The sequence below is a fragment of the Litorivivens lipolytica genome (genome assembly GCF_014191715.1).
In the GTDB taxonomy this organism is placed as follows: Bacteria; Pseudomonadota; Gammaproteobacteria; order Pseudomonadales; family Spongiibacteraceae; genus Litorivivens; species Litorivivens lipolytica.
The window spans coordinates 383004-400961 of the sequence record NZ_JACHWY010000003.1 but is presented as its reverse complement, the minus strand read 5'-3'; the positions used below and the strand labels follow the sequence as shown (position 1 = coordinate 400961).

Annotated in this window: 18 protein-coding genes; 12 read left to right on the top strand and 6 right to left on the bottom strand. The window is 58.4% G+C overall.

What is annotated here, in order from left to right:
• Positions 1 to 19 precede the first annotated feature (19 nt).
• Positions 20 to 982 (bottom strand): Rieske 2Fe-2S domain-containing protein, encoded by a 963-nt coding sequence (locus FHR99_RS14085; RefSeq protein ID WP_183411348.1) that lies wholly within the window; start codon positions 980 to 982, stop codon positions 20 to 22.
• Positions 983 to 1225: 243 nt separating this feature from the next.
• Here FHR99_RS14085 and FHR99_RS14080 point away from each other — a divergent pair, with 243 nt between their 5' ends.
• The 3 genes from FHR99_RS14080 (at position 1226) to FHR99_RS14070 (ending at position 3454) form a co-directional block, all read left to right on the top strand.
• A complete protein-coding gene (locus tag FHR99_RS14080; RefSeq protein ID WP_183411347.1) occupies positions 1226 to 1696 on the top strand; it encodes a DUF2505 domain-containing protein in 471 nt (156 codons plus the stop codon).
• A gap of 107 nt (positions 1697 to 1803) precedes the next feature.
• Positions 1804 to 3228 carry a 3'-5' exonuclease family protein gene (locus FHR99_RS14075; RefSeq protein WP_183411346.1) on the top strand — a complete coding sequence of 475 codons (1425 nt, stop codon included), beginning with the start codon at positions 1804 to 1806 and terminating at the stop codon, positions 3226 to 3228.
• Positions 3212 to 3454 carry a hypothetical protein gene (locus tag FHR99_RS14070; RefSeq protein WP_183411345.1) on the top strand — a complete coding sequence of 81 codons (243 nt, stop codon included), beginning with the start codon at positions 3212 to 3214 and terminating at the stop codon, positions 3452 to 3454. Before FHR99_RS14075 ends, FHR99_RS14070 begins: the two co-directional genes overlap by 17 nt.
• Positions 3455 to 3461: 7 nt before the next feature.
• Here FHR99_RS14070 and FHR99_RS14065 read toward each other — a convergent pair whose 3' ends face one another.
• Together FHR99_RS14065 and FHR99_RS14060 are read right to left on the bottom strand one after the other, a co-directional pair.
• Positions 3462 to 4238 carry a dienelactone hydrolase family protein gene (locus tag FHR99_RS14065; protein WP_183411344.1) on the bottom strand — a complete coding sequence of 259 codons (777 nt, stop codon included), beginning with the start codon at positions 4236 to 4238 and terminating at the stop codon, positions 3462 to 3464.
• 59 nt (positions 4239 to 4297) lie between these two features.
• Positions 4298 to 6220 (bottom strand): ABC-F family ATP-binding cassette domain-containing protein, encoded by a 1923-nt coding sequence (locus tag FHR99_RS14060; RefSeq protein WP_183411343.1) that lies wholly within the window; start codon positions 6218 to 6220, stop codon positions 4298 to 4300.
• Positions 6221 to 6245: 25 nt separating this feature from the next.
• Between FHR99_RS14060 and FHR99_RS14055 the strand changes: the two genes are divergently transcribed.
• Positions 6246 to 6734, top strand: a complete 489-nt coding sequence (locus FHR99_RS14055) for a TIGR02444 family protein (RefSeq protein ID WP_183411342.1) — start codon at positions 6246 to 6248, stop codon at positions 6732 to 6734.
• Here FHR99_RS14055 and FHR99_RS14050 read toward each other — a convergent pair.
• Positions 6731 to 7513 carry a hypothetical protein gene (locus FHR99_RS14050; RefSeq protein WP_183411341.1) on the bottom strand — a complete coding sequence of 261 codons (783 nt, stop codon included), beginning with the start codon at positions 7511 to 7513 and terminating at the stop codon, positions 6731 to 6733. The genes FHR99_RS14055 and FHR99_RS14050 overlap by 4 nt on opposite strands.
• Before the next feature lie 162 nt (positions 7514 to 7675).
• On the opposite strand from FHR99_RS14050, the gene bamJ reads away from it, so the two are divergent.
• Positions 7676 to 8392 (top strand): BamJ family beta-barrel-assembly machinery protein, encoded by a 717-nt coding sequence (bamJ, locus tag FHR99_RS14045; RefSeq protein WP_183411340.1) that lies wholly within the window; start codon positions 7676 to 7678, stop codon positions 8390 to 8392.
• 8 nt (positions 8393 to 8400) lie between these two features.
• Here the strand turns inward: bamJ and FHR99_RS14040 are convergent, their stop codons facing one another.
• Together FHR99_RS14040 and FHR99_RS14035 are read right to left on the bottom strand one after the other, a co-directional pair.
• Complete coding sequence (locus tag FHR99_RS14040) at positions 8401 to 8832, bottom strand: hypothetical protein (RefSeq protein ID WP_183411339.1); 432 nt, start codon at positions 8830 to 8832, stop codon at positions 8401 to 8403.
• A gap of 3 nt (positions 8833 to 8835) precedes the next feature.
• Complete coding sequence (locus tag FHR99_RS14035) at positions 8836 to 10152, bottom strand: sodium-dependent transporter (RefSeq protein WP_183411338.1); 1317 nt, start codon at positions 10150 to 10152, stop codon at positions 8836 to 8838.
• A gap of 183 nt (positions 10153 to 10335) precedes the next feature.
• On the opposite strand from FHR99_RS14035, the gene typA reads away from it, so the two are divergent.
• The 7 genes from typA (at position 10336) to FHR99_RS14000 (ending at position 17952) form a co-directional block, all read left to right on the top strand.
• Positions 10336 to 12162: a translational GTPase TypA gene (gene typA, locus FHR99_RS14030; protein WP_183411337.1), complete on the top strand. Its 1827-nt coding sequence runs from the start codon at positions 10336 to 10338 to the stop codon at positions 12160 to 12162.
• An 86-nt stretch (positions 12163 to 12248) separates the two neighbouring features.
• Positions 12249 to 13205 (top strand): prolyl aminopeptidase, encoded by a 957-nt coding sequence (gene pip / locus FHR99_RS14025; protein WP_183411336.1) that lies wholly within the window; start codon positions 12249 to 12251, stop codon positions 13203 to 13205.
• Between the two features lie 13 nt (positions 13206 to 13218).
• Complete coding sequence (gene dtd / locus FHR99_RS14020; RefSeq protein ID WP_183411335.1) at positions 13219 to 13659, top strand: D-aminoacyl-tRNA deacylase; 441 nt, start codon at positions 13219 to 13221, stop codon at positions 13657 to 13659.
• 90 nt (positions 13660 to 13749) lie between these two features.
• On the top strand, positions 13750 to 14232 hold the full coding sequence (locus FHR99_RS14015) for a DUF3015 domain-containing protein (protein WP_183411334.1): 483 nt from the start codon (positions 13750 to 13752) through the stop codon (positions 14230 to 14232).
• A 99-nt stretch (positions 14233 to 14331) separates the two neighbouring features.
• On the top strand, positions 14332 to 16143 hold the full coding sequence (locus FHR99_RS14010; RefSeq protein WP_183411333.1) for a lipoprotein N-acyltransferase Lnb domain-containing protein: 1812 nt from the start codon (positions 14332 to 14334) through the stop codon (positions 16141 to 16143).
• Entirely contained in the window at positions 16106 to 16966 is an 861-nt protein-coding gene (locus tag FHR99_RS14005; RefSeq protein ID WP_183411332.1) for an alpha/beta fold hydrolase, read from the top strand. Before FHR99_RS14010 ends, FHR99_RS14005 begins: the two co-directional genes overlap by 38 nt.
• A 143-nt stretch (positions 16967 to 17109) precedes the next feature.
• Complete coding sequence (locus FHR99_RS14000) at positions 17110 to 17952, top strand: nuclear transport factor 2 family protein (RefSeq protein ID WP_183411331.1); 843 nt, start codon at positions 17110 to 17112, stop codon at positions 17950 to 17952.
• Positions 17953 to 17958 lie beyond the last annotated feature (6 nt).

Here is a 17958-nt window from a genome sequence, read left to right as displayed (position 1 = left end):
GGAATGTCGGTTAGCAGAATTACGCCTCGGCGGCGTCGGGGTAGAACTGGCGAACCCACTTGCGGTAGGTCACCAGCGTGTGGTCTTCCTTGCAGAATATCGGGCGGCGGCGGTGCACCTTATTGGCCCAGATCGGGTAGTCCTGTTTGATGCCGTCGATGATGCCCTTGATCACCTCGTCGCCGGCCAGATCTTCGATCTCGCGGCGCACGGACAGGGTCCAGCGCAGCAGGGTGGTGCGGTCATCGATGGGCTGGGCGCTGTTGTAGACAATCATTTCCGCGCCCGGGGCGTAGGTGGTGCGCACCAGTGCCAAGCCTGGCTGGTGCAGGGTTACGTCCAGCTGGTGCGGGCGCGCGGTATGGCGCGCATCGGCGCGCAGGTAGAGGCGGCGGCCGTCGTCGTCCACGGTGACTTCGGAGGGCGGCGTTTCCAGCTGGCGGTGTACGTACTGAAAGTGCACCGGGTCGCAGGTATTTTCAGCGATGTCCTGAATGTGGGCCGGCACTTCAAACTCGGTCATGCGCGGTGGTGCCCAGTTGGCGTCGTTGAGCTCTGCAATGCGCGGCAGCTCATACTCTGGCGCGGTATTTTCCGGGTGGTACCACATATAGATTTCGCCGTTGGCCTCATCGGTGGGCCACATGCGGATGCGGGCGCGGTCGGGGATTTCTTCGCAGTAGGGAATTTCGACGCACTTGCCGCTGGTGTCAAAGCGCCAGCCGTGAAAGGGGCAGGCCAGCGATTCACCGACAACCCGGCCTTCCACCCCGAGGTGGGCGCCGAGGTGGGGGCAGAAGGCGTCCTGAATGACGGCCACGCCGGAGCGGCTGCGATAGAGGGCAAGCTCGCGGTCAAAGGCGCGCACGCGTTTTACTTCGCCCACCTGCAGTTCCTGACTGCGGGCGACCGAATACCAGCCCATCGGAAATTCCGGGGTTGTGGTGGTTTTGGATTCACAGACGGGAATGCGTTCTGCCATGGCGTTTAATCCTTATTATCAGCAACTGCGTACGCGCTCAAACTTACACACGTGTGTACAAATTAGTAAAGCCGTTCTTCACCTGCAAGACCGTTACGCAAATTTAACCTAGGGTTTGGTTTCAGAAAGCGCGCCGGGGATGACTGACGCGGAAGGATTGCGTGATAGTTCCGCAGCGCAGGCTATGTCTGCGCGCCAGTTATGAAATAATGCGCTTCCAAATAACGACAACGAGGTTGTGCGATGGCCGTATCCCATGAGTTTTCCGCGAGTGTAGATTCTGTCTATGAATTGCTGACTGACCCGGACTTTCTGGTCGAGCGCAGCGTGGCACTCGGCGAGGACTGTGAAGCCGAAGTTGAAGACTATGAAGACGAAACCGTAATCAAGCTGAAGCGCCGTGTAACCCGCGAATTGCCGGCGTTTCTGGCCAAGATGTTCAACCCGGTTCAGACCATCAACATGACCGAGACTTGGCGTCCGGACGGAGATGACTGGGAAGGGGATTTCGAAATGACCGTGGAGGGGCAGCCGGTCGTGATTCGCGGTGAATTTACCCTCAAATCTTCAAAGAAAGGCTCGGTTTACACCGTCAGCCATAGCTGCAAGGCCAAGATTCCGCTGGTTGGCGGCAAGGTCGAAAAGTTTGTGCTGTCGCAGACCTCCAGCGGCGCCGAAGATGAGCTGAATTACGCCGCTTCCCGGCTTATCTGAGTCGAGCTGAGAACCAAAGCGCAGGCAACTCCGTACTGTAACGCCACCTATTGACCGGCAGGCTGTCGAGTCTATACTGGGTAAATATACAGTTATGTGGAGTTGTCATGCTGCTCAACCTTCCTCTGGCCCTGCTCGATCTGGAAACCACCGGTGGCAACCCGGTGCGCGACCGGATCACCGAAGTAGGGCTGTGCCTTTGGCATGACGACGGCAGCGAGTGGTATTGGGAATCGCTGGTGAACCCCTATACCGTGATTCCGGAGTTCATCCGCAAGATCACCGGTATTTCCCAAGGCATGGTGGACGATGCCCCCGGCTTTGAAGATCTTGCCGCCGAGCTGTTCCGCTATCTCGAAGATTGCGTGCTGGTGGCCCACAACGCCCGTTTTGACAGCGCGTTCCTGCGCCGCGCCTTTGAAGGCTGCGGCTACAGTTACCGTCCCAAGGTACTTTGCACCCTGCGCTTGGCGCGCAAACTCTATCCCGACTGGCCCAGTCACAGCCTCGACAATATCTGCCGCCAGATCGGTTACCACCGGGATGTGAGTCACCGGGCGATGGCGGATGTGGTCGCCATGAAGGCCTTTCTGGAATTCGCCATTGAGGACTGTGGTCAGGATGCCGTTGAAGCCGCGGTGCGGCAGCAGTGGAAATTACCCTCACTGCCCGTCCATCTGTCGCGGGCGGATATCGACAACATTCCGGACGAGCCTGGGGTGTATCGCTTTTATGGGGACAATGGCGGCCTGCTGTATGTGGGCAAGAGCACCCAGCTGCGTACGCGGGTGCTGTCCCACTTCAACGCGGATCATGCGAGTGCCAAGGAAATGAAGCTCGCCCAGCTGGTGCGCAGCCTCGAATGGGAAACGACCGCCGGTGAATTGGGCGCCCTGCTCCGTGAAAACGAACAGATCAAACAACTGGGACCGGTGTTTAACCGCCGCCAGCGGCGTCAGCGTTCCCTTTGGTATTTCCGCTTGGAAGAGGTCGACGGCTACCTGCAGCCGGTATTGACGGAACAGGTGTTGGACGGTGGTTGGCGCTCCACCGAAACCGTCTACGGCCTTTACAAAACCCGCAAACAGGCCCGTGAAGCCCTGCTGAAAATAGCGACCGAACACCGCCTGTGTCAGCGTCGGCTGGGGCTGGAAAAGGGCCTTGAAAAGGGGCGAGGTGCCTGTTTTGGCTATCAGCTCAAACGCTGTGCCGGGGCCTGTGTTGGTGAGGAATCACAAACTGTCTACAACCTGCGGTTGAAGGAGTTGATGTCGAAACGGCGGCTCGATCCCTGGCCCTATGAGGGGCCGGTGGTGGCGCTGGAAGAGCGCGGCGAGCAGCGCGATTTTCATGTAATTGATTACTGGGCCTATCTGGGGACGGTGCAGCGGGCAGAAGAAATAATGCCACTATTTGCACAGAAATCCCGGCGCTTTGATTGGGACAGTTATAAACTGTTAATACGGCATCTGCCTGACGCCAGAGTGATGCCTTTGTCCAGCTTTGGGAGACTGTGTGATGGGTCTGCGTGAAAAAATGCTGTCGGATTCAGGAATGCCGGGCCTGCAGCCCCGGGTTGAAGAGATTGCCCAAACTCTGTGTGAGTGGACGGGCTCCGAAGATCAGGCTTACCAGTGGTATGTCGAGCACCCCATCGCCTCGCTCTGGAACAAAACGGCAGAGCAATTGGTTCAGGAAAAAGACCTGGTACTGGTGCTCGACTTTCTGCGCAGCTCCGATCAGCTGGCGCAGCATTGAACCGCGACTATTCGGCCAAAAAGCGCAGCAGTGCCGCCCAGCTGGCCTTGTCTGCTGCCTCATCGTAGGCCACCGGCAGGCCTGTCTCCTCGCCTTTCGCGGTGGCTTCCGGGTTGGTGAAGCTGTGCAACACACCGGGGAAACTCAGTAATTCCAGATTAACACCGGCCTGCCCCATCTCAGTGACAAAATCCCCAACTTGCTTCGGTGGCACCATCGGATCTGCACCGCCGGTGGCGACCAGCACCTTGGCTTTTACCTTGCCCGCTTCAGCCGGGTTTTCGGTGCCGAGGGAGCCGTGGAAGCTGGCTACGCCCGCGAGATCGGTACCCATGCGCGCCTGATTCAGCACCACCGCGCCGCCGAAGCAGTAACCGATGGCATAGACCTTGTCGAGTTGGGGGAGCTTCTCCAGTTCTGCCTTCGCAGCCTGAAAGCGGGCGTTCATTTTGTCGGGCTCAGCCAGCGCGGCGTTCATAAAGGCGGTGGCTTCTTTGGGATGGTCGGCGATCTTGCCATGGCCGTACATATCGACTGCGATAGCGGCGTAGCCCTCTTCGGCAAGTTGTTGTGCGCGACTGCGGGCGTAGTCGTTCAGGCCCCACCATTCGTGCACCACAATCACGCCGGTTTTAATCTGGCCGTTGCGAGGGGTATATAGCACCGCACTGCCGAGGTCGCCGGCGAGTGTAACAGGCTTTTCTTCGGTGAGGGCTTTGGCAAAGGCGTTAAGGGATGGCACGCCGGTAGCGAAGAGAACAAGCAGGACTAAACGCAGAATCATCTGAGAGCTCCAACAGAAAGGTTGCCCTCATTCTACCCGGCTCGCTCGAGAGCGCCAGCTCAGCTCTGGGCTTGTTCCATTTCTTCCTGTGCGAGCAGCCATTCCTCTTCCTGGCTTTCGAGTTGCTGCCGCAGTTCACCCTGTTCCTTCAGCAGTTCCTGCAGGCGAGCCTTGTTGGCGGCCTCGTAGAGACTGGTGTCGGCCAGCGATTCTTCCAGCTCCGCCAGCCGGCGCTGGGCTTTGTCCATGCCAGCCTCGAGGCCCTTGATTTGTTTGCGCAGGGGGGCTAGGCGGGCGCGGGCGGCGGCAGCATCCTGACGGGCCTGCTTTTTGTCCGGTGACTTGTTTTTGTCAGCGGATGGCGAAGGCTGCTGTGAGGCGTCCTTAGATGCGTTAGTGGTCTCGGCTGAGGGGCTGGTGCTATCGCGACTCAGCAGCCAGCGGCGGTAGTCGTCGAGATCGCCGTCGTAGGGCGTGGCGCGCCCCGCATTTACCAGCAGCAGGTCATCGACGGTATTGCGCAGCAGGTGACGATCGTGGGACACCACGATCAGCGCGCCCTCAAAGCCTTGCAGGGCCACGGTCAGCGCCTGACACATTTCCAGGTCCAAGTGGTTGGTCGGCTCGTCGAGCAGCAGCAGGTTGGGTTTCTGCCAGACAATAATGGCTAGGGCGAGCCGTGCTTTTTCGCCGCCGGAGAAGTTGCGGCAGCTGCCGCTGGCCATATCGCCACGAATGTTGAAGCTGCCGAGAAAATTGAGAATCTCCTGCTCGCGGGCCTTCGGTGCCAGTCGCTGGAGTTGCGTGGCCGGGCTGGCGTCCAGGTCCAGACTTTCCAATTGATGCTGGCTGAAATAGCCCAGCGCCAGATGCTCGCCGCGGGTGCGTTGCCCGGCAAGGAGTGGCTGCACGCCGCCGAGCGTCTTCAGCAGGGTCGATTTGCCCGCGCCGTTGGCGCCGAGCAGGCCGATTCGGCTGCCCGGATGAACACTCAGTTTAATGTCGCGGAGAATGGGGGTGTCTCCGTAACCGAGCGTCGCTTGCGTCAGGGTCAGCAGCGGGTCCGACATTTTTTCCGGCACCGGAAAGGTAAAGCTGAATGGCGAATCCACGTGGGCCGGGGCGATCTGGGTCATGCGCTCCAGTGCCTTGATCCGGCTCTGAGCCTGCCGGGCCTTGGTGGCTTTAGCCTTGAAGCGGCGGATAAAATTTTCCATGTGGGCAATTTCGGCCTGCTGCTTTTCATAGGCCGATTGCTGTTGCGCCAGTTTTTCCGCGCGCTGACGTTCGAAGGCCGAATAGTTGCCGCGATAGTGGGTTAGTGAGTGGTTGCTCAGGTGGGCGACCTGATTGCAGGTGGCATCAATAAAATCGCGGTCATGAGAAATCAGTAGCAGGGTGCCGCTGTAGGCCTGCAGCCACTGCTCCAGCCACAGGGTGGCATCCATATCCAGGTGGTTGGTCGGTTCGTCGAGCAGCAATAGGTCTGATGGGCGCATCAGTGCCTGGGCCAGATTCAGGCGAATACGCCAGCCACCGGAAAACTCTCGCACTGGGGTCTGCAGCTGATCGGGCTTGAAGCCGAGGCCTAGCAGCAATTGTTCTGCCTGGCTCGGAATGGCGTAGGCATTGAGCGCGTCGAGCTGGCCGTGGAGTTCTGCCAGCCGCATATCGTCGCCGCAGTCGGAGAGTTCGGCTTCTACCTTTCGAAACTCCTCGTGGCCGTCGATCACGTAGTCCACGGCCGCGCGGCTGCTGGCAGAGACCTCCTGCGCCATATGGGCGATGCGCCAGTTGGGGGGAATTCGTACACTGCCGGTATCCGGCTCGAGCTCACCGCGGAGCAGGGCGAACAGGCTCGACTTGCCACTGCCATTGGCGCCAATCAGCGCGACGCGCTCCCCGTCGTGCAGGCGTAAGTCGGCGTTTTCTAGTAAAGTTTTACCGCCGCGTAGTAAGCTTAACTGTTCGAATTCAATCATGGGCGGCGATTATAACGGAGGTTCTGTGGCCGACAATGCCCTTTGGCAATACAGTCTGCTGGTTTATTCCCAGCCGCCGGTACACCGGCTCTGCCAGAAACTGCAGGACGAATACGGTGCCGACGTTAATTTGTTGCTGAGTGCCTGCTGGTTAGGCAAGCGCGGCATTGTCTGGTCACCGGAGCAGGTGGCCGATATGGTCAAGCACAGCCAAGCCTTCCGCTCCGACTACCTGCTGCAGCTGCGTGCCCTGCGCCGCAAGATGAAGCAGCACGCGCCGCCGAATATCTATCAAGAGGCGCAGCGTTTCGAAATGGCGCTGGAGCGCTGGCAGCAGGACGATATCTACGCTTACTGGCAGAAGGCGACTGTTTCGCCGAAGAAGCAGTCATTTTCTCTCTGCGCGCAAACGAACCTGCACCGTTATTTCGATCAGCTGGAGCTGGCCTGGAACGGCCTTCTGAGCGAGCTGGTTGAAGCAATTACGGTGGTGCCGCCCGCCGAGGGCGATTAATCCACGTCGAAAATCGACGCCACCTTATCTGACTTGGCCTTGGGCTGACTGATGGTATCCGGCAGCACGGTTGCCTTGCGACGTGGTGGCGGCGGTGGTGGCTCCGGCTCCCGTCGTGGCGGGGCGGGCTGAGGCTTGCCGGCAGCCGGCGTCTTCTTCGCCGCTGTTTTTGTTGCAGGCTTTGCTGCTGGTTTTGGCTCAGCCGCTTTGGGTTCCTCAGGCTTGGGCTTGGCGGCTGCCTTCGCGGCAGGCTTTGCCTTGGCTGGGGCTTTCTCGCCAGAGGTCTTCTTGGTCGGAGTTTTTTTGGCCGGTGCAGCCTTGGTATCCGGCTTTGTGGGCTCAGACTTGCTGGCGGCCTTTTTCTTGGCAGGCGCTTTTTTGGCCGCAGCCTTTTTGGCAGGTGCCGGCTTGGGTAAATCTTTAATAGCTGCCTTTTCTGCCGCCTTGGCGGCTTTTTCGTCGGCGATGTCGGATTTTACCTGCTCGATCGTAGCTTTTGCCGCTTCCAGCGAGGCTTCAGCCTCGGCCACGGCCTTTTCCGCCTTGGCAAGGGCGCTGGCGGCGCTCTTCTGCTGGGCCGGGGTTTTCGCCGCGCGCGCCTGCTGATTGGCGACTTTCAGTGCATCTTTTCGCTTTTTGACGTCATTTGCCGCCTTATCCGCGGCATCTTTGGCTTTTTTTAGCTGCTGTTCCTGTGTGTTCAGCAGTTTGTCCCGTAGTGCAGCCAGCTTGTTTTCCAGAGCTTCCACGCTGCCCGCCTTCTTATTATTGCCTGGCATGCTTTCTAACCTTCCGAAAATGTTTAAAAAAACACCAATTCCATTATACAAACTTGAGACGCTTTATCTATTGTTGGCTGCCCAAAGTGTGGCAGACTGTCGTTTTTGCCGCACCCGCTACGGGTGCAAAATTCTGTTAAGAGTAGACGAGAAGGTACTGGAATGAAAAGAAAAGTCTTCGCCGTTATGACAATGGCCGCTGCCGTGGCCGCGTGTGACGGTGGCAAGGGTTCCTCTGAAGCCAAGCTGGATTCGGAAATGCAGAAAGTCAGCTACAGCTTCGGTGTGGATCTGGGCAAGCGCATCGGTGAGAACATGGAGCTGGACGTAGCGGCGTTCAGTGCCGGCGTCAGCGATGGTATTGAGGGTGGTGATCTGCGCATGTCCGAAGAAGACATGATGGCGACCCTGCAAGGCTACCAGCAGAAGAAGATGGCGGAAATGCAGGCCGAGGCCGAGCAGGAAGCCACCAAAAACCAGAAAGAATCTGAAGCCTTTCTCGCCAAGAACGCCGAGCAGGAAGGCGTTGTCGTGCTGGACAGCGGTCTGCAGTACAAAGTGGTTGAGGCCGGTGACGGCGCCACGCCAACCGCCGACGATGTGGTTGAAGTTCACTACCGCGGCACGCTGATTGACGGCACCGAGTTCGATAGCTCCTACGCTCGTGGCGAGAGCATTACCTTCCCCGTCGGCGGCGTAATCGCCGGCTGGACTGAAGCCCTGCAGCTGATGCCCGTGGGCAGCAAGTGGGAACTCTATATTCCCTCTGATCTGGCCTACGGCCCCGGTGGCACTCAGGGCGCGATTGGTCCGAATCAGGCGCTGATCTTTGAAGTTGAGTTGCTGGGTATTGAAGAAGAGCAGGGTGGCGAGGGCTAAGCCGCTCGCTACTGCTTGCGAATACTGAAGTTGTACAGGCTGTAACGCCCTCCGGTGACCGTCAGTGTGGCGGTCACCAAGGCTTCCCCCCCTTCAAACCGCGCCGGAAAGCTGTAACTCAGGCGTTGGTCTTCACCAAACACCGAGAGTGCCGCCGTCAAGGTGGAAAACTGTGGCTCGTCCATGGATTTGAATCGCCCCAGCTCCCGATACTGGTCCACGACCTGATACAGCTGTTCGTTGCTGACCGCGGCGCGCGCTTCGGGTGCCAGAAGACGCTGCAGCGCATCGGCCTGCCAGCTGGAAATATCGGCCAGGGTATCTTCCAGATAAAACCGGGCCTGCTGGGAGTGTTTCTCGTCCTGTTCTGATGCGTAGTAATAAAGTGCCGCAAAAATCAGCAGGCACAGGCCGACAAAGGCATGTAGCGGTTTGAACATGGCTCAGATCACACCAACGCTGTGCAGGAACACAACCAAAATACCCAGCGGCGCGACATAGCGCAGGGCAAAATGCCAGAGGGCGAAATAGCGCTCACTTTCGAAGGCGACTTCTTGTTTAACGCGATCGCGTGACAGCACAAAGCCCACAAAGATGGCGATCAACAGGCCGCCCAGCGGCAGGATGTAATTGGCGGTGACATGGTCCAGTGCATTGAAAAAGTCACCGGAATAAATACAGGCGATGCCGCCCAGCCAGCCAATGCCTGCGGCCAGCAGAGTGCCCAGCTTGCGGGGAATACCGTGGCCTTCCAGCCAGGCGACGCCGGGTTCAATCAACGAAATCGATGAGCTCAGCGCGGCAATGCTGACCAGAATAAAAAACACGCTGCCAAATATCACGCCGCCCGGCATCTGACCAAAAGCGATGGGCAGGGACACAAACATCAGGCCCGGCCCGGAACTGGGTTCCAGTCCGTTGGCAAACACCAGCGGGAAGATCGCCAGCCCCGCCACCAGCGCGATGCCGGTATCCAGTGCGCCGATCAGCATGACGGTTTTACCAATGGAGTGCTCGCCCGGCATGTAGGCGCCATAGGCCATGATCGCTCCCATCCCGAGGCTCAGGGTAAAGAAGGCGTGGCCGAGGGCGACCAGCACCGCCTCGGTGGATAGCTTGGAAAAATCTGGCGTAAACATAAAGGAAAGGCTGGGGCCGACCTCGCCAACAGACCAGCTGTATATCAGCAGGCCGAGCAGAAACAGCATCAGCAGGGGCATCAGAATTTCGACCGCGCGGCCGATACCGCCGGTTACGCCTGCGGCGATGACGCCGCCGGTAAAGACCACAAACAGGGTCTGCCAGAACCACTGCCGGCTGAAGCTGCCTGTCAGCGCGCCAAAATTGGCTTCAATGGTGTCGGCGCTGGACTCGTGGTAGGCGGCTGTCAGGCTCTGCCAGCTGTAGTCGAGCGCCCAACCGGCCACCACGCTGTAGAACATCAGGATCATCAAGCCGCCGATAACGCCGCCGAGGCCGACAATGCTCCAGATCTTCGGGGCGCCGGCCTGTGCGCTCAGGTCGAGCATGGCGTCTACCGGGTTGGCCCGGGCAGCGCGTCCGGCCATGATCTCCGCGATCATCACCGGAATGCCCACCGCCAGAATACAGGCGAGATAGACAATGACGAAGGCGCCGCCGCCGTATTCGCCGGTAATGTAGGGGAACTTCCAGATATTGCCGAGGCCAACGGCAGAGCCGGTAGCAGCGAGAATAAAGGTCCAGCGTTTGGTCCAGTTGGCGGTGGTGTTATGTGTCATAGGGGAGGCTTATCGTTAGATTGAGCCGATTGTAGCGGTATTGGTGTATCAAACCCAAGGCAGTTGAGCGTTTTATAGGCTATAATGCGCGCCGCTCAAAATCCGACGGGCCTTCACACCCCCGTCGACGACCGAATTTTCAACGAGGCCAGGTGGGTCTCGCGCATCCCCAGAGAACTCCCAATGATCGAAAAGTTACGCAATATCGCGATTATCGCCCACGTTGACCATGGTAAAACTACCCTCGTTGACAAACTCCTCAGCCAGTCCGGAACCCTAGACCGCCGCAGCGAAGGCGCCGAGCGGATCATGGACTCCAATGACCAGGAGCGCGAGCGCGGCATCACCATTCTCGCCAAGAACACGGCGATTAACTGGAATGGCTATCGCATCAACATCGTGGATACCCCCGGGCACGCCGACTTTGGCGGTGAAGTCGAGCGGGTGCTGTCGATGGTCGACAGCGTACTGCTGCTGGTTGATGCGGTCGACGGCCCCATGCCCCAGACGCGCTTTGTGACCCAGAAGGCTTTTGAGCGCGGCCTTAAACCCATCGTTGTGGTGAACAAGATTGACCGCCCCGGCGCGCGTCCGCACTGGGTGATTGATCAGGTGTTTGATCTGTTTGACCGCCTCGGCGCCACCGATGAGCAACTCGATTTCCCCATCGTTTACGCGTCGGCGCTGAACGGTTACGCCGGCCCGGAAGCTGACGAGCTGGCCGAGGATATGACCCCCCTGTTTGAAATGATTGTCGACAAGGTAAGCCCGCCGGATGTAGACGTAGAAGCGCCGCTGCAGATGCAGATCTCCGCGCTGGATTACTCCAGCTATGTGGGCGTTATCGGGGTTGGCCGTATCACCCGCGGTACCCTCAAGCCCAGTCAGCAGCTGGTGGTCGTGGATCGCCACGGCAAAACCCGCAAGGGCCGCGTGCTGTCGGTGATGGGCTATCTGGGGCTGGAGCGTGTCGAAGTTGAAGAGGCGCGCGCTGGCGATATCGTTTGTATTACCGGTATCGAAGGCCTGAGTATTTCCGACACCCTGTGTTCCCCGGACGCCGTAGAAGCCCTGCCGGCGTTGACCGTCGATGAGCCCACGGTGAGCATGACCTTCCAAGTTAACGATTCACCCTTTGCCGGCAAAGAAGGCAAGTACGTGACCACTCGCAATATTTCCGAGCGCTTGGAGCAGGAACTGATACACAACGTGGCCCTGCGCGTGCATCAAGGTGACAGCCCGGACAAGTTCATTGTTTCCGGTCGCGGCGAGCTGCACCTTTCGGTTCTGATTGAAAATATGCGCCGCGAAGGCTTTGAACTTGGTGTTAGCCGCCCGGAAGTCGTCCAGAGAGTCGTGGATGGTGAAGTGCAGGAGCCGTACGAGCAAGTCGTTATCGATGTGGAAGAACAGCATCAGGGCGCGGTCATGGAAGAGCTGGGTCTGCGCAAGGCCGAGATGACGAATATGGAGCCGGACGGCAAGGGTCGGGTGAAGCTGGAATTCATAGCGCCCTCGCGCGGGCTGATCGGTTTTCGCTCTCTGTTTCTGACCCTGACCTCTGGCTCCGGCATTCTGACCAGTATTTTCGATCACTATGGTCCGGTCAAAATGGGCGAAATGGGTGGCCGCATCAACGGGGTGCTTGTCTCCATGGTGCAGGGTAAAACGCTGAGCTATGGCCTGTTCAATTTGCAGGATCGTGGGCGCCTGTTCCTAGGCCACGGCGAAGAAGTTTACGAAGGCCAGATTATCGGTTTGCATTCGCGCGGCAATGATCTGGTGGTGAACCCGACCAAGGCCAAGCAGCTGACCAACGTGCGGGCGTCGGGTACCGATGAAGCACTGACCCTGTCGCCGCCGGTTCGTCACACACTGGAGCAGGCACTGGAATTCATCGAAGATGATGAGCTGGTAGAAGTCACGCCTGAGAGTATCCGCCTGCGCAAGAAGCTGCTCAAAGAGCACGAGCGCAAGCGGGCTTCCAATGCGGCTGCGGCCAAGGCCTAAGCTCGCCGAAGCCCTCACCATGAGCTAAGCTAAAGGCAGTGTTCGCAGACGCGGACACTGCCTTTTTCTTTTGCTCAGAGGTTGTTGTGCTGCCCCTCTTTCCCGATATCAAGCCCTACCGAAGCTCGCGGCTGGCGGTCGACCCACCGCACACCTTGCATGTAGAAGAATGCGGTAACCCCGACGGCGTTCCGGTGCTGTTTTTGCACGGCGGGCCCGGCTCCGGTTGCAGCTCCGCTTCCCGCTGTTTTTTTGATCCCAAGGCCTATCGCATTATTTTGTTTGATCAGCGCGGTGCGGGTCAGTCCGAGCCCCACGCCTGCACCGACAACAACACCCTGTCCGACCTGATTCGCGATATCGATACCTTGCTTGATTCACTCAACGTCGAGCAGTGCATGTTGTTTGGCGGTTCCTGGGGGGCAACGCTGGCGCTTGCGTATGCGCAGGCCAATCCCAAGCGTGTGCGCGGTTTGATTTTGCGCGGTGTGTTTCTCTGTCGGCAGCGCGACCTCAACTGGTTTTATCGCGAGGGTGCCAATCGCGTGTTTCCCGATGCCTGGGAGGCCTTAGTGAAAAACGCGCCGGACCCAAGCGATATCATTGGGGGCTATTATCGGGCGCTGCAATCCAGCAATGAAATTCAGCGCATGGCTGCGGCGCGGGCCTGGGCGGCGTGGGAAACGCACTGCTCGACGCTGCGTGTGCACAAACACGATATCCGCACTGACGTGGAAGAGCGCAATGCCCTGGCAATGGCGCGACTGGAAACTCACTACTTTATGCATAAGGGGTTTCTGTCAGAAAACCAGCTGCTTGAGCAGGCGGGTAAGCTGGCGGGGATTCCCGGCATCATCGTGCACGGTCGTTACGACATGGTGTGTCCGCTCGACAATGCCAGTGCCCTGCACGCAGTGTGGCCCGACAGTGAATTACGCATTATCCGTGAGGGCGGTCACTCGCCGTTTGAGCCGGTAATGACCGATGCGCTTGTTCACGCGACTAACGATATGCTGGAATGGCTGACCAATAAATCTGCCTGAGACAATAAAGTCAGTGAAAGTGTTAATTCAGCGCGTATGTCGCGCTAGCGTTACCGTCGATGAAGAAGTGACCGGTGAGATTGATCAGGGCATGTTGGTGTTCGTAGGGATTGAGCGCGATGACAACCCGGCAATGCTGGATAAGGTCGCTGAGCGCCTGCTGAACTACCGCGTTTTCGCTGACGAAGAAGGACGCATGAACGCGTCCCTGCGCGACATCAATGGCGGCCTGCTATTGGTGTCTCAATTCACGCTCGCCGCCGATACCCGCAAAGGTTTGCGCCCCGGTTTCTCGAGCGCTGCGACACCGGCCGACGCACAACTTCTCTACAACGCGCTGCTCGATACGCTGAAAGAAAAACATGACAAAGTAGCGGCCGGGCGTTTTGCCGCAGACATGCAAGTCTCGTTGGTGAATGACGGGCCAGTCACCTTTCTGTTGGAATTTCAGTAAATTCCCCGGCGCCTGTGCTAGTCTGAAGTCAGGCAAACCTAAGAGCGGCAGTTTGGGTTGCCGACAACTCTTTACTGGTGGAGACGAACGATGAAAAAAATTCTTATGGCGTCCGTACTGGCAACCGCCTCAGCAAGCAGTTTTGCCGTTGTACCTGGCGGCGACAGTTGTGGCTGGGGAAACATGCTGTTTGAAGGAAAATCCGGCCTGCCCGTGCATGTGGTGGCCTCAATCACTAACGGTACTTCCGGTAACAACACGCTGGGAATGACCTCCGGTACCAATGGCTGTTCGGCCAACGGCACCCTGACTTACGGTGGCAAGCCGCTGATCAACCTCGGGGCGATTCTCGATGAGTTCAGCGAGGATGTCGCGCGCGGTGATGGTGAGGCGCTGACCGCGGTTGCGGTTTCCATGGGCGTTGAAAACTCGGATCGCGCCCATTTCAAAACCCTGATGCACAACAACTTCGAAACCTTGTTTCCCAGTGAATCGGTTAACGCCGAACAGGTGATGGCATCCATGCTGGACCTGATGCGCGCCGATGCGCAGCTGGCCCGCTACGCCGCTTAAGCTATAAGGGTGCAGCGTTCTGCTGCACCCGTTTTACCTAAAGTGAACGATTCTTTTCAACATGCTACAACGCGTGTGCGTTGCATGATTTGTTTCTGCGTGGCTGCATACCTGTGGTTAGTTTCCGGTATCGCAAGTGCGCAGAACGAAATAAACATTGCTGCGCTCGCGCAAGACCCTCAGTGGCTGGCACTGCTGCACTTCGGTCGGTCGGGGGATGACTATCGCACCCGCAGTTACGTCGATGATTCCAAATTTTTTTTCGCGCCCGAGGGTGCTTCTAATCCCGAAGCGGAGCTAAAGCAAACGCTGGCGGTTTTGGAAAAAGTGCCAGCCGAGCGCTGCCGGTTTATGGCGCGCACACAGTGGCTGCAGGCGCGCGGTTTGTTGCCAGAGAGTGGCAGAGAACAGTGCAGTGATTACCAGCAATGGCGCAAACGGATAAATGTTGGGCAGGTGGCGCTGGTGTTTGCCTCCAGCTATTTGAACAGCCCCTCGTCCATGTACGGCCACACGTTTCTGCGGCTGGACCCAAAGGGCTATCGGTCGGAGTCGGCGCTGCTGTCCTATGCGGTGAACTACGCGGCCTTTGTACCGGAGAATGATGGCAGCCTGTTGTTCGCCTGGAGAGGCATGAGCGGCGGCTACCCCGGGCAGTTCAGTCTGCAGCCCTATGTAGAAAAACTGCAGGAATATTCGCGGTTGGAAAATCGCGATGTGTGGGAGTACCAGCTCAATCTGACCGACGCAGAAATCGACCGTCTGCTGGCGCATTTGTGGGAGCTGCAGGCAATTAATTTCGATTATTACTTCATGGATGAAAACTGCTCCTTCCGCTTGCTTGAGCTGCTGGAGGTAGCGCGGCCGGGATTAAACCTGACCGGCGATTTTCCCCTGCACGCCATTCCGGTGGATACGGTGCGCAGTGTGCGCGATGCCAAGCTGATCGACGAGGTGACCTATCGGCCCTCGCGTCAGCAGGAGCTAGAAACCTTGTTGCAGGATTTTGATCGCAGCGAGCGTCGGGCGGTGATTGCGCTGGCAGAATCCGAAGCCTACCTGACATCGGAGGCATTTCAGCGGCAAAGTGCTTCGCAGCAGTATCCACTGCTACTGGCCGCTTATCGCTTGCTGCGTTATCGCCACGACCGCGAGGCGCGTGATGCGAAGATTGCTCGCCACAGCTTTCGCTTGCTGAAAGCCATCAATGCTCTGCCGCGAGAGGCCAAACCCGATAAGCGCATTCATCGTCCGCCGCAGCCCGATGCAGGGCACGACACCGCGCTGGCGGCCTTGGCGGCGGGGCAATGGGAGTCGCAGGATTATGCCGAGCTGACGCTGAAACTGACCTATCACGATTTGTTGGACCCGATCGCGGGTTATCCCGTAGATGCCTCACTGAATATGCTTAGCGCTACCCTGCGTCAGACCGAAGATGAATCGCTTCGAGTACAGGAGGTGGACGTTGTCGACATTCGGTCGTTGGCGCCGCGCAATCGCTTTTTTCGACCGGTTAGTTGGCAGGCTCGGGCAGGGCTTGAGCGCGGCGCGTGGGACGACGAATTTCTCGCTAGCTTCGCTGAAGGCGGCGCCGGTGGAACCTGGCGAATGCTGGGGGGGCGGGGCTCCGTGCTGGCGACCCTGCGCGCGGAATACAACGAAAGTTTTGATCATAATTGGCAGGCGGCGCCTGGCCTGAGTTTGCGCTGGGGTTTGCAGGGGCAGCGCATTGCGCTGGAGCTGGAGGCAAGCCACTATCGTTTTAATAATGGCGTTGAACGTAATGATGTCGCGCTGAGCGCTCAGTGGCATGTGACGAGACAACAGGGCTTGCGCCTGAGGGCAGCGCGCAGAGGTGAATCAGGAGAGTGGGGTGAGCAGGTCAGTCTGCAGTGGCGGGTGTATTTCTAAGGGGCGCCTGATGCGGGCGGCGGTGATATTGATGCTTGGCCTCTGCCTCAGTGGTTGCGCCAGCCTCTTGTTTCACCCTATGAAAGAATTGGTCGCCACGCCTCTGGATCACGGTCGCCCCTATCGTGATGTCTGGCTGAAAGACGGCGGCCCGACCTTGCACGGTTGGTGGCTGCCCGCCGAAGGCGAGGCGCGGGCGACCGTCTACTTTCTGCACGGCAATGCGGAAAATATCAGCACCCACATGCACAGTGTGCTGTGGCTGCCGGAGCAGGGCTACAACGTGTTTCTGCTGGACTATCGCGGTTATGGGCAGTCGGATGGCGCGCCGGAACTGGCCGGTGTGATCGAGGACGTGAGACGCGGATACGACTGGCTGCGCGCCGACAATGATCTGCCGGTGGTAGTGCTCGGGCAGAGTATTGGCGGGGCGGTTGCCGGCTATGCCATGGCGACTAGTTCTTCTAAGCCCGAGGCGGTCGTGCTTGATGCAGCGGTGGCCTCCTTTCCGCGTATTGCCCGCGATGTGGCCGAGCGGCAGTGGCTAACCTGGCCCTTCTCCGGGTTGGCATCCCGGTTGATGCCTTCGGGTTATGATCTCGAGCCTGTGATTGGTGCCTTGGCCGGCGTTCCCCAGCTGTATTTTCACAGCCCTGACGACGCGGTAATCCCCCTTTCCCACAGCCAGTCTCTTTACGCCGAGGCCGGTGGGCCCAAGCAATTCCATCAGACCCACGGACCGCACATCGCTACCTTTGTGTTTCCCGATTACCGGGAGCAATTGCTGGTGTTTCTAACGACACATATTAGTGGCGCTGAGTAATAAGGATCGAACCGGGTTACATGCGCTGTGTGATCTGGCGCCGGTTTTGCGCATTTGCCGAGGTAAAGTGTGAAAATTTCACAGCGCCAGTGCAGGGGGCTGCCTATTCTCCGCTCGTTGCCAATGTAGTGTGAATAATGCCAATGCGAACGCTTCTCCGAGATAAGCAGGCTTGCCTCGCCTGCGTTGAAGGCTCTCCGGCCGCGGTTGCGGTGCATAACAAGCCAGAATGGCTGTCACTGTTTGCAGACTGTGCGGTGGTGGAAGATCCGGTGGGTTCCAAACCCCAGATCAATCTGCCGGACGACAGTGGTCAGAGCCCCTTGAGCCGATTTTACGAAACCTTTATTGCCGCCAACGACATCCGCTTTGATGTGGACTACGACGTGGTCTGTTCCGGCGCGGTTGTGCGTGATCTCGATATCGAGATTCGCATGTCGGAAAAAGTAAAGGTTCGGGTGCCGATGCATCTGCTTTACGAACTGACTACGGAAAACGGTGAAGTTCGTATCAAACGTCTGGCCGCCCACTGGGAACTTCAGCCCATGCTGCGTCAGCAAATGCAGTACGGTCTGGCGAGCGCCGTGGCAGGCATTTCCTCTTTCTGGCGCATGCTGCGCCATATGGGCCTGTCAGGCCTGTCCGGTTTTCTGCAGGCGCGGGAAACGGTCGGTGAGGCCGGCAAGGAAAAGGTGCAGACGCTGGTCAGTGCCTTTAACCAGAAGCAGAATCGTGCGCTGGAGCGGCTGTTTACCGATGATGGCATGATCGCCTGGCCCTATGGCCATGACGCCCGCGTTGCGTTTTGGGATATTCCGGCGGGCAGCCTGCGCGTTGAAAAGCTGTTGTCAGCCGGTCGGGTAACGACCGCGACGGTGTTTTACCGCGAGGGTAAGGTCGAGAAGCGCGGCGTCGCTATATTTCAATTCGATCGCCGCAATCTGCTGATCCGCAATGCCCAGTTCTTTTTAGAACAGGACAGCTGAGCCGAT

Coding starts and splice junctions, on each gene's coding strand:
- FHR99_RS14000 (WP_183411331.1), top strand. CDS start 17,110: ATGCGAACGCTTCTCCGAGATAAGCAGGCTTGCCTCGCCTGCGTTGAA.
- FHR99_RS14035 (WP_183411338.1), bottom strand. CDS start 10,152: ATGACACATAACACCACCGCCAACTGGACCAAACGCTGGACCTTTATT.
- FHR99_RS14075 (WP_183411346.1), top strand. CDS start 1,804: ATGCTGCTCAACCTTCCTCTGGCCCTGCTCGATCTGGAAACCACCGGT.
- FHR99_RS14015 (WP_183411334.1), top strand. CDS start 13,750: ATGAAAAAAATTCTTATGGCGTCCGTACTGGCAACCGCCTCAGCAAGC.
- typA (WP_183411337.1), top strand. CDS start 10,336: ATGATCGAAAAGTTACGCAATATCGCGATTATCGCCCACGTTGACCAT.
- bamJ (WP_183411340.1), top strand. CDS start 7,676: ATGAAAAGAAAAGTCTTCGCCGTTATGACAATGGCCGCTGCCGTGGCC.
- FHR99_RS14040 (WP_183411339.1), bottom strand. CDS start 8,832: ATGTTCAAACCGCTACATGCCTTTGTCGGCCTGTGCCTGCTGATTTTT.
- FHR99_RS14050 (WP_183411341.1), bottom strand. CDS start 7,513: ATGCCAGGCAATAATAAGAAGGCGGGCAGCGTGGAAGCTCTGGAAAAC.
- FHR99_RS14060 (WP_183411343.1), bottom strand. CDS start 6,220: ATGATTGAATTCGAACAGTTAAGCTTACTACGCGGCGGTAAAACTTTA.
- FHR99_RS14080 (WP_183411347.1), top strand. CDS start 1,226: ATGGCCGTATCCCATGAGTTTTCCGCGAGTGTAGATTCTGTCTATGAA.
- FHR99_RS14085 (WP_183411348.1), bottom strand. CDS start 982: ATGGCAGAACGCATTCCCGTCTGTGAATCCAAAACCACCACAACCCCG.
- FHR99_RS14065 (WP_183411344.1), bottom strand. CDS start 4,238: ATGATTCTGCGTTTAGTCCTGCTTGTTCTCTTCGCTACCGGCGTGCCA.